General features: G+C 59.0%; 4 protein-coding genes. All 4 read right to left on the reverse strand.

The window, feature by feature from the left end:
• Positions 1-50: 50 nt before the first annotated feature.
• Positions 51-1,358 (reverse strand): TolC family outer membrane protein, encoded by a 1,308-nt coding sequence (locus MSG32_RS16960; RefSeq protein ID WP_082388386.1) that lies wholly within the window; start codon positions 1,356-1,358, stop codon positions 51-53.
• Between the two features lie 33 nt (positions 1,359-1,391).
• Positions 1,392-2,774 carry an HlyD family type I secretion periplasmic adaptor subunit gene (locus MSG32_RS16965; RefSeq protein ID WP_054555704.1) on the reverse strand — a complete coding sequence of 461 codons (1,383 nt, stop codon included), beginning with the start codon at positions 2,772-2,774 and terminating at the stop codon, positions 1,392-1,394.
• On the reverse strand, positions 2,767-4,941 hold the full coding sequence (locus tag MSG32_RS16970) for a type I secretion system permease/ATPase (protein ID WP_248380963.1): 2,175 nt from the start codon (positions 4,939-4,941) through the stop codon (positions 2,767-2,769). Before MSG32_RS16970 ends, MSG32_RS16965 begins: the two co-directional genes overlap by 8 nt.
• A 97-nt stretch (positions 4,942-5,038) precedes the next feature.
• The coding region (locus MSG32_RS16975; RefSeq protein ID WP_282460396.1) for a VCBS domain-containing protein at positions 5,039-10,540 on the reverse strand (5,502 nt) is incomplete at its 5' end.

Below are 10,540 nucleotides of genomic sequence, written 5' to 3' on the forward strand. Positions count from 1 at the left end.
CCATCAGCATGGCAACGGCGCATCCAGGGTGCGGGAGCGCCGTGAGTGGCTTAGCCCTGTTGTTGGACGGGGACGGCAACATTCATGGAATCCAGCAGAGCGCCGGTCGCCGACAGCAGGCGATAGTTGGCGGTTTCCAGATCAAAACGGGCGCGAATCAGGTTCTGTTGAGAGGTGAACAGCTCACTCTCGCTATCCAGAAGGTCCAGCAATGTGCGGCGCCCGATATCGAATTGCTTGCGATAACTCTCGCGGGTATCGGTCGCGGCACGCACATAACTTTCCAGGTAATCGATCTGGCGCTTGAGGTTCTCGCGGGCATTCCATGCCAGACGAATCTCGTCACGCACATCGCGCATCACGCGATCATTGTCGTGCTCGACCGCTTCCAGCGCTGCCTGACGACCGCGGATCTCGGATTGATCACGGCCACCGCGATACAGGTTGTAGCGCATGACCAGTTCGACGCTCCAGTCGTCTGACTTGCTCTTGTCCTGATCATAATCATTGTCCAGCGTGCGATTGCCCTCGAGACTGAACTCAGGGTAGTTATCGCCCTTCTCGGCGTTCACTTCATGGCGTGCAGCGTCAATGGAGACCCGCGCTGCCGCCAACAGCGGGTTGCGCTGATTGGCCTGCACGTAGGCGCTCTCGACATCCTCGCTGAGCAGGCTGGTGTCGATGCCCGGCATGCTGAGGTCCGACGGCATCTCGCCCACCAGACGCAGATAGGCAGAGCGGGAATCCTCGAGATTGTTGATCGATGACAGCACGCTGGCTTCGGCATTGGCCAGACGACCATCCACCTGACGCACGTCACTGCGCGCACCAAGGCCGGATTCCGCACGCCGCCCGATATCATTCGAGATACGACGGTGAGCCTCGAGATTGGCTTGTGCATACTTGAGAATCAGCTCATCACGCATGACCTGCAGATAGGCACCGGCCGTATCCAGCGCGATGTCATTGGCCTCGGCCGCGACCTGCAGGCGCTGGTAGTCCGCCTCTGTCTCGGCCTGGCGAATACGCTCGATTGTCGTGTTGCCGTCCCAGAGCAGCTGACGGATAGTCAGATCAAGGCGCGTGTAATCGTGCCAGTCATCATCGTCATTGACGCCGTCATCTTCCGAGTCGAACTTGCCATAGCCCAGACGACCGGTCAGATCCACCGTCGGGCGATACGCCCCGCGCTGGGTTTCCGCTTCTTCGAGTCGCTGGATGTGACGTGAAACCTGAACGCGCGTGCGTGGGTTTTCCATTACCGCTCGGGATACGGCCTCTTCAAGAGTCGCAGCCGAAGCCTGAACGCCAAACCCCATCCCTGCGGCGATGCTCAACGCCAAGAGTGTCTTTTTCATTATGAGTTACCCTCGAATCCATCAAATCCTTGATCAACGTTCACGCAAGGCACCTTGCCTGGCGCGCAGAATCGGCTTCATCAAATATTGCAGTACGGTCTGATTGCCAGTGATCACATCGACACTGGCCTGCATGCCCGGGATGATCGTGAGCGGATCCGAGTCACTTCCAAGGTGGTTCTGCTCCGTCAGCACCTTGATCTCGTAGAAACTGTTGCCTTCTTCATCCTGCACAGTATCCGCACTGATCTGATCGACCTTGCCTTCCAACCCACCGTAGATGGTGAAATCGTAGGCAGATAACTTGACGACGGCCGGCTGTCCGATTCTCAGGAAGCCGATGTCCTTGGGAGCGACTCGCGCCTGAACCAGTAGCTGATCCTCGATGGGAACGATCTCCATCAGGTCTTCCCCGGGCTCGATGACGCCGCCTATGGTATTGATATTCAGCGTCTTGATGGCGCCCTGAACCGGAGAGGTCACCAAAGTACGATCGAGTCGGTCCTGAAGACTGGTGCGCCCCTCACGCAAGCGCCCCAGATCCGCCTGGGTCTTGGCGAGCTCTTCCGCGGCACGTGAGCGGAATTCCTGCGCGACGCCGACCCGATTCGAGATGGCCTCATCCAGCTCCGATTGCTTGCCCGGCACGGCCAGGCGCGCCGATTCAAGATCACCCCGCAGGTCGTTGACCTCACGCTGGATCTTGAGAAGGTCCACCTGAGAGACCACGCCTTCACGCACCAGCGGGGCCGTCATGCCGAGCTCGCGACGTGACAGTTGATAGCTGCGCTCGAGACTGTTGATGCGCGATCTCAACTCACGCAACTCCTGCTCCTTCTGCAGAATCTGTTCACGCGCGCCATTGAGGCCACTGTTGAGCTGATTCAGATGCGTGCGATACGCCGTCATCGCACGCGACACCAGAGCGGGACTGCGCGCCTTGAATTCTTCGTCGAAGGGCAACTCGATATTCTTCACGCTCACCTGATCCTTCCAGGCATCCGCGGAGGCGTTGACCTCGATGGAATCAAGCTCGGTGTCGTACTGCATGATGGTGGCCTGCAGGCCATCGAGGGTCGAGACACGCTCGCGCAGATCGGAACCTGCGCTGGTGTCGTCGATGCGCAGCAGTGGCTCCCCCGGCGAGACGACCTGACCTTCCTTGATATAGATCTCGCGCACGATACCGCCCTCCAGGTTCTGGACGACCTGCAGGTGCGTCGAGGGCACGACCTTGCCGGACCCGCGCGTGACGACCTCCAGACTCGCCTGGCTGGCCCAGATGATGAAGATGACCACGAATGCGAGCACCATCCAGATCAGGATGCGCGACTTCCAGGGAGTCGCCAGCAACACGGCCGAGCTGACATCGTCGAGGTGGTGAAGATCACGCTGCTCAATCGGTGCCTTAGCCACGATTCACCTCCTGCTTGCGCCCGGCGACACGGCCTTCATTCAGGGCGCTCAGCACCTGCTGCTTGGGCCCATCGGCGACGATGCGCCCTCCTTCCATGACGATGACGCGGTCTACCACGTCGAGCATGCTGCTCTTGTGGGTGACCAGCAGCAGCGTCTGGCTGCGTGGCAGGGACTTGAGCATTCTGCGCAGGCGCAGCTCAGCGCGGTTATCCATATGCGACCCGGGCTCATCGAGCAGCAAGAGCGGGGGACGCATCAAGAGTGCGCGTGCCAGCAAGACCGTCTGACGCTGACCACTGGAGAGCATGCGCCCACCCTCACCCACCTGACGGTCCAGTCCTTCAGGGTGATGACGAGTGAATTCGGTCACACCGGAGGCATCAGCCGCGAGTTCGACCTGTACATCACTGGCGTGTGGTTGGCCGAGGGTGATGTTGTCGCGAATAGAGCCGAAGAACAGTGAACTGTCCTGGCCCGCATGACCGATATGCCGACGTACGTCGGCGGGATGCAGCTGATTGAGATCCAGCCCATCAATTCGAACGCTGCCCGCCGTGGCGCGATACAGGCCAGAGACAAGACGCTGCAAGGTACTCTTGCCAGCACCGATACGCCCGATGATCGCGATCCTCTCGCCTGGATTGATGGTCAATGAGATATCCGACACGGCAGGCGGCGTATTCGGCGCATAGGCAAAGCCGACGCGATCGAATTCGATGCGCATCTGCAGGTGCTCGCGATGAACGTAACGACGATCTTCCGACTCTTCCGGCAATGCCATGATCTGCTCAAGCGCACTCATGGCACTGCGCGTCTGACCGATGCGCGTGATCAGCAACGCCAACTGCCCCAGCGGCTGCAACGCACGCCCGGACAGCATGACCGCGGCGATCAAGCCACCGACAGACAGGCGTGCATCCGCGATCAGATAGACCCCGAACACGACCAGCGCCACCGTGGTGGCCTGTGTCAGCGACATGCTCAACGAGCTGACAGAGGTCGTCAGGTTGCGGCTTTTCACCCCCCAATGCGCGATCTGCCCGACGGCGCGTTCATATCGGCGCTGGGTTTCGCCCTGAGCATTGGCCAGCTTGAGGCTCTCGAGGCCGGAGACCGCTTCGACGAGGCGCGCATTGCGTTCCGTCGCCAGGCGCGACCCCTGCTCGATACTGCTGCGCAGCGGTTTCTGGATCGCCAGACTGTAGACGAGCAGGATCACGAGCGCGGCGAATGGCACCAGAACCAATGGCCCCGCCACGATCCAGATCACCAGCAGGAACAGCAGGGCAAACGGCAGATCGACCAGGGTGGTCAGGGTCGCGGAGGTAAAGAACTCGCGGATCGAATCAAACTCCTGCAGGTGCTTCACATAGCCACCGACGGAGCCGGGACGCGCTTCCATCCGCAGGTTCATGGTCTTGGAGAAGAGCTTCGAGGTCAGCAACACCTCGGACTTCTTGCCGGCCGTGTCCATGAAGTAAGCACGTGTCTGGCGCATCACGAAGTCGAACACCATGATGATCGCCATGCCCGTCGCCAAGACCCACAGCGTGTTGAAGGCCAGGTTGGGCACGACCTTGTCATAGGCGTTCATCACGAACAGTGGCGATGCCACGGCAAACAGGTTGATCAATATCGACGCCAGAATCACGTCACGATAGATCGGCCGCGACAGCTTCAGCGTTGACCAGAACCAATGGCCATCGCTCTGCTTGAGCGTTTCCGGTGCGCGTTCATCAAAGCGGTGCTCCTGCTTGAGATAGACGACACGCCCATCATGACGCTCAGCCAGAGTCTCGATGTCGACCAGCTCATCACCCTCGGCCTCAGGCTGATGAATCCTGGCCTTGCCTGCGTCGTTGTCGACCTCCAGCAAGACGACAGCACGCTCTTCCTTGAGTATGAGAATGCACGGCATCAGCATGTCGCTGATGGCCGTGATCTGCTGGTTGACCAGTTTGGCACTCAGATTGGCCCGTGCCGCGGCACGACTGACAAGCGCCAAGGGAAGACGGCCTTCCTCCATGGGAAGGCCATCGATCAGCACTGCTGCAGATCTGGGATTGCCGTGGTAACGCGCCATGAAGACCAGCGCATTGAGAAGGGGGTCGCCCTCCCTCTCGCCAACGGGCTCCGGTCTTAATGGCGTGGGTTGATCGCTCAACCTGTCCTCCTTAGTAGGGCACTTCGCAGATGTCTCTACGGCAAAGTCTAATACAGCAAGGGGAGACAGCCTAAGCCATCTCCCCTATCACATCGATTCAGCCGTCAACGTTCGTCTTGAGACTGTTGCTGTCGAGCAGAGATTGAATGATCTGCGTATCCGTGTCGCCACCTGATGTCAGGTCGACATCCTGCAGATTGATCTCTTGCGTGATATTGCTGCCGTCGGATCCATCGACACTGATCTCGATATTGGTGCCACCTTCTCCGTCTGACTCGAAGTGCAGGAAGCTCGAGAGCGTATCGGCATCATCGTTGGACTGAAGCAGATCGGACAGATCGATGACATCGCCATCCGCGACACTGAAGTCGGTGATGGTATCCGTCGCCATGCCGCCTTCGCTGTTGATGTCATGACCGCTCAGCCACTGGAAGGTATCGGCACCATCGCCGCCGGTCAGGATGTCATTGCCGGCACCTCCGACCAGAAGATCATCGCCCTCACCACCAGAGAGGATATCGTTGCCGGTGCCGCCCCGCAGCGTATCGTTGCCGCTGCCACCTTCCAGACGATCGCTGCCCTCGCCACCGCTCAGGGTGTCATTGCCGCCTTGGCCAATCAGATAGTCCGCATAGAACGGGCCATCGCCATCGCCCGTCAGGGTCTCGTTGCCAGAGGTCCCGATCAGGACTGACAGCTTGTCGACGTCGATGCTGACACTTGAGGCGTTGGTATCCCCGTCATTGTCGACCGTCACGTAATCGAAGCTGTCTGTGGAGCGCTCAGTAACATTGCTAGGCGGCGTGTAGGCGAAGTCACCGCTCCCCAGATTGAACAGCATGCTGCCACCCAGGTCCGTAGAGATGGTCAACTCCAGGCTGCCCGCATCGTAGCTGCTATTGTCCGTGCCCACTGCAGACACGGTGTTGGTGGCCGGGTCATAACTGTAGGTCGTGCCATCCACGGTGACCGATTGCAGATAACCGCCATCCGCCCCCAACAGACTGCCATCCACGGAGCTGCCCGAGACAAGCTGACCACTGACCGGTGATTGGACAGTAGCGGCGAGGGTATCGTCGAGATCCTCAAAGCTGGTAACGACAGTGCTATCGAGGTCTTCATCCGCTGAACCGTCATAGGCAATCGGATCAAGGTTGGACTCTGTGACGTTGCTACCCAGGCCGATAGCGTAGGACTTGATGCCATTATCGACCAGGAAGTCAGTCCAGATATCCTCTTCATCGTTCGAGATACCGGCATCTGCTCTGTAAATGGTATTCCCCACAAGCACATTCAGCGCTTCATCATCACCATCGCCAAAGTTTGGCTCACCATCAGAGAAGAAATAGGAAATGCTTTGCGCATCCTCCAATGCTCCATCTTCAGAATAATTCTCGATAGCAGCTGCAAGAGCGGAATCATAATTGGTATAACCACCGGCCTGCAGATTATCCAGAATGCTCTCAGCCTCTCCTACGGTCACCCAAGCATTCTGAGCCCTACCGATGGATGAGAATGTCACCAGATTGATACGTACGTCACCAAAGTCATCGTAGGCCTCAATCAGAGACTTGATGGAATCAATAGCGCTCTGCAGGCGAGTTTCACCATCGATTCCATCAGTTGCATTCATGGAACCTGACACATCAAGAATGATAGTGAGATTGGTATCCACCAGGGTGGACGAGAAGCTCTGCGCTTCCTGCTGCTCGGGGGCATCATCCTCGATGCCGATGGTCAACGTGCCGGTGGAGCTGGCGCCTTCGCTATCCGTTGCGAGCACACCGAAGTCCAGAGACAGGACATCTTCACCATCACCCGAGTGATCGACCGCCTGACTCAGAGTGAAGGTATAGGCGCCGCTGTCATCGATGGTCACCGTCGCGACTTCATTGCCATCAGCATCGGTTGCCACCATTGACTGGGTGCCGCTGCCGGACCAGGTCACCGCACTGCCACCGGAGGTGATGGCCGTGGCAGGAGCCGTCAATACCAGCGACACGCTGTCACTGTCGACATCCGTGACGGAAACCGAACCGGTGACGGTGGTGGCATCGGTGGTATCCGTGAAACCATCAGCCGCATCGCTGTCGGCGATACCGCCTTCGAGCCCTTCTTCGCTGACGCGGCCTTCAGTCGCAGCCACCACCGGGGCATCATTCGTCCCCTGAATGGTAATGGTGACATCCTGGGTAGCTGTCGCTCCCGCCGTATCCGTGACAGTGACGGTGTAGGTCAGGACCAGCGACTCGCCTGCAGACAGATAGTCGAAGCTTTCCCCGGCTGCGCTGCTGTCGAAGGACCAGTTGAGCGTACCTTCAGTACTCTCGTCATCGATGATGGCCCCGGTATCCACGCCCAGCAGCGCAAGCAGGTCATCGTTGTCCAGCGTGCCGGTATCGCCATCACTGGAGACGCCGGTGACGCTCGGCGTCACGCTATTGCTGAGATCCACGTCATCCACCGACAGAGTTCCGCTGGCACTCAGCGGTGAACCAGTCTCCGTCAGGCTGGCGGCGGCACTGTCGCCACTGCTGACACTTATCTCCGGCGCATCGTTGCTACCTTTGATGGTGATGGTCAGCGTGGTAGTGGCAGTATCACCGTCAGCATCCGTGATCACATAGGTATAGACATCCGTGACCGACTCACCGGCCGCCAGGTACTGCAGGTCGTCGCGTGCTGACTGATAGCTGTAGGATCCATCCGCCGCCAGGGTCAGCTCGCCGTGCTCACCCATGATCACGGCCGCCGCGCCATCGCTCACCGGGGCAGTCTCCGCTCCGGCGATGACGGCAGTCACGGTTACCGCATCGGCACCCAGAGTATCGGCAGTCGCCGATGTGCCATCCACGACATTGCCGACAACGGCAGCATTGCGATTCTCGCCAATGCTGCGCGTATCAGCGTTGGCTACCGGCGCCGTATCCAGCACCGTGACATCGAGACTGTCACTGGTGCTCTGGCCTGCCAGATCCGTTACCACGACGGTGAAACCATCGACGACGCTGTCATCGCCATCTGTGTGATCAGCCGCTGTGCCATCTTCCACATAGGTGTAGGTGACCTCACCGCTGTCGGCGTCGTAGCCGGTCACGGTCAGCGTGCCTTCACCATCTGGATTGGAGATCACTACCGGTGTGGTGCTGGCATCCGTGATATCCACGCCAGCAATCGTCACTGCCGCGATACCTGCTGCAGCTGACACGGTAAAGGTATTGGTAAGCGTGCTTCCGGTCGCTTCGGTGACGGACTGGTCTTCCAGTGAACTGATGACCGGCAGCGCATCATCAGTCCCCTTGATGACGATATCCACTGTCGTGCTGGAGCCATCGCTGAGCTGCACGATGTACTGCTCATTGATCGTGTCGGCAGATGTCAGCCCCTGCACAGCGGCAGTGTCGTTATCCAGCGTATAGGTCCAGTTGCCGCCGGCATCGACGGCGAAGGTACCGTAGAGACTGCTGTCGTCAGTGGCCGGCGTGAACGTCGGCGCGTCACTATCGACATCGGTCGCGGTCAGCGTCCCTGAAGCTTCCGTCACACCATCTTCGGCAACAGCGCCATCATCGGCACTGATGACGACAGGGTCATCAATCGCTGCGACGTCCTCGAAGCTGAGAATGGCTTCATCGAACTCGGTGCCATCCGTGATCACATAAGTGGTGTCGGGTACCGGACCGTTGTAATTCTCACCGGGCGTAAAGGTGAAGGTACCGTCAGCATTGATCAGAAGTGTGCCGACTTCGCCAAGATCCGCTGTCTTGCCCGGGTCGTACGTAACCCCGTCAACAGTGAAGCTGACGACGCTCAACTCATCACCATCGGCGTCGACGTCGTTGTTCAGGACGTTGCCACTGACCGGAGTATCTTCCTCGACCACGATCGGACCGTCGTCATAGGCCACCGGCTTGTCATTCAAGCCCTGGACATTGATGGTGATGTCGGCGGTATCCGAGTCACCATCCGCATCCAGGATGGTGTACTCGAATACTTCCTTGACGAGGTCACCGGCACCCAGTGCCTGAGCGCGCGCATCATCAAGGTCATAACTGAAGGTGCCATCGGTATTGATGGTCAAGCTGCCGTAGCTGCCATCGACCGTAACGCTACCCTCATTGTCTGCCAGTGAAATGCCATCGAGATGCGTGATGGTCACGCCATCAGCGCCTAGCTCATCCTGTCCGCCGCCGACAACACTGGAAATGACATTGGTGTTGATCACCGGCTCACCATCCGGAGACGTATCATCTTCGCGAATGGTGTAGGTGTCGTCATTGGCGACAGGCGCGGTATCCAGAATCTTGACGTCAAGACTGTCGCTGGTGCTCTGCCCGGCCAGGTCAGTGACGACCACGGCGTAGTTGTCGAACACGCTATCGTCGCCAGCCGAGTGATCCGCAGCCGTGCCATCATCCACATAGGTGTAGGACACGGTGCCGGAATCATAGCCAGTGATGGTCAGCGTGCCTTCGTCATCAGTCGCACCCGGGATCACGATGGGGTTATCCACTGACGCCGAAGTGATATCCGTGCCATTGATGGTGACGCTGGCGATGCCGGCATCCGCTGCCACCTCGAAGGTGTCAGTGACCGTCTCACCCGTGGCCTCGGTCACTTCCTTGTCAGCCAGCGTGATGACCGGCACTGCGTCGGCCGAGCCCGTGATATTGATGGTCAGCGTAGTGCTGGAATAGTCGCCATCGCTGTCTTCCAGCACATAGGTGAAGACATCTTCCGCCGGTTCATTCTCTGCCAGAGACTGCGTCTTGGTGGTATCCAGAACGTAGGTATAGCTGCCGTCACTGTTGAGCGTCAGCGTGCCGTAGTCGCCCGTGACCGTGGCACTGCCGCCGTCGGCAATCCCGGTATCGTTCAGTTTGCAGACCATGAACAGCGCATCTGCACCCAGGACGTCCTCATTGTCATTGGCACCGTCGATCACGTTGCCCGTGAGCTCGTCCGTCGCATCTTCATCAATATCGCGCTCATCCGGCTTGGCCGTCGGCGCGGTATCCAGAATCTTGACGTCAAGACTGTCGCTGGTGCTCTGCCCGGCCAGGTCAGTGACGACCACGGCGTAGTTGTCGAACACGCTATCGTCGCCAGTCGAGTGATCCGCAGCCGTACCATCCTCCACATAGGTGTAGGACACGGTGCCGGCATCGTAGCCAGTGATGGTCAGCGTGCCTTCGTCATCAGTCGCGCCCGGGATCACGATGGGGTTATCCACTGACGCCGAAGTGATATCCGTGCCATTGATGGTGACGCTGGCGATGCCGGCATCCGCTGCCACCTCGAAGGTGTCAGTGACCGTCTCCCCCGTGGCCTCGGTCACTTCCTTGTCAGCCAGAGTGATGACTGGCACTGCGTCGGCCGAGCCGGTGATATTGATGGTCAGCGTGGTGCTGGAATAGTCGCCATCGCTGTCTTCCAGCACATAGGTGAAGACGTCTTCCGCCGATTCACCCTCTGCCAGAGTCTGCGTCTTGGTGGTATCCAGAACGTAGGTATAGCTGCCGTCACTGTTGAGGGTCAGCGTGCCGTAGCTGCCGGTGACGACCGTCGCATCATCCGCGGTGACGACAGACGCACTCCC

The sequence above is a fragment of the Cobetia sp. 1CM21F genome, assembly GCF_023161745.1.
Classification (GTDB): domain Bacteria; phylum Pseudomonadota; class Gammaproteobacteria; order Pseudomonadales; family Halomonadaceae; genus Cobetia; species Cobetia amphilecti.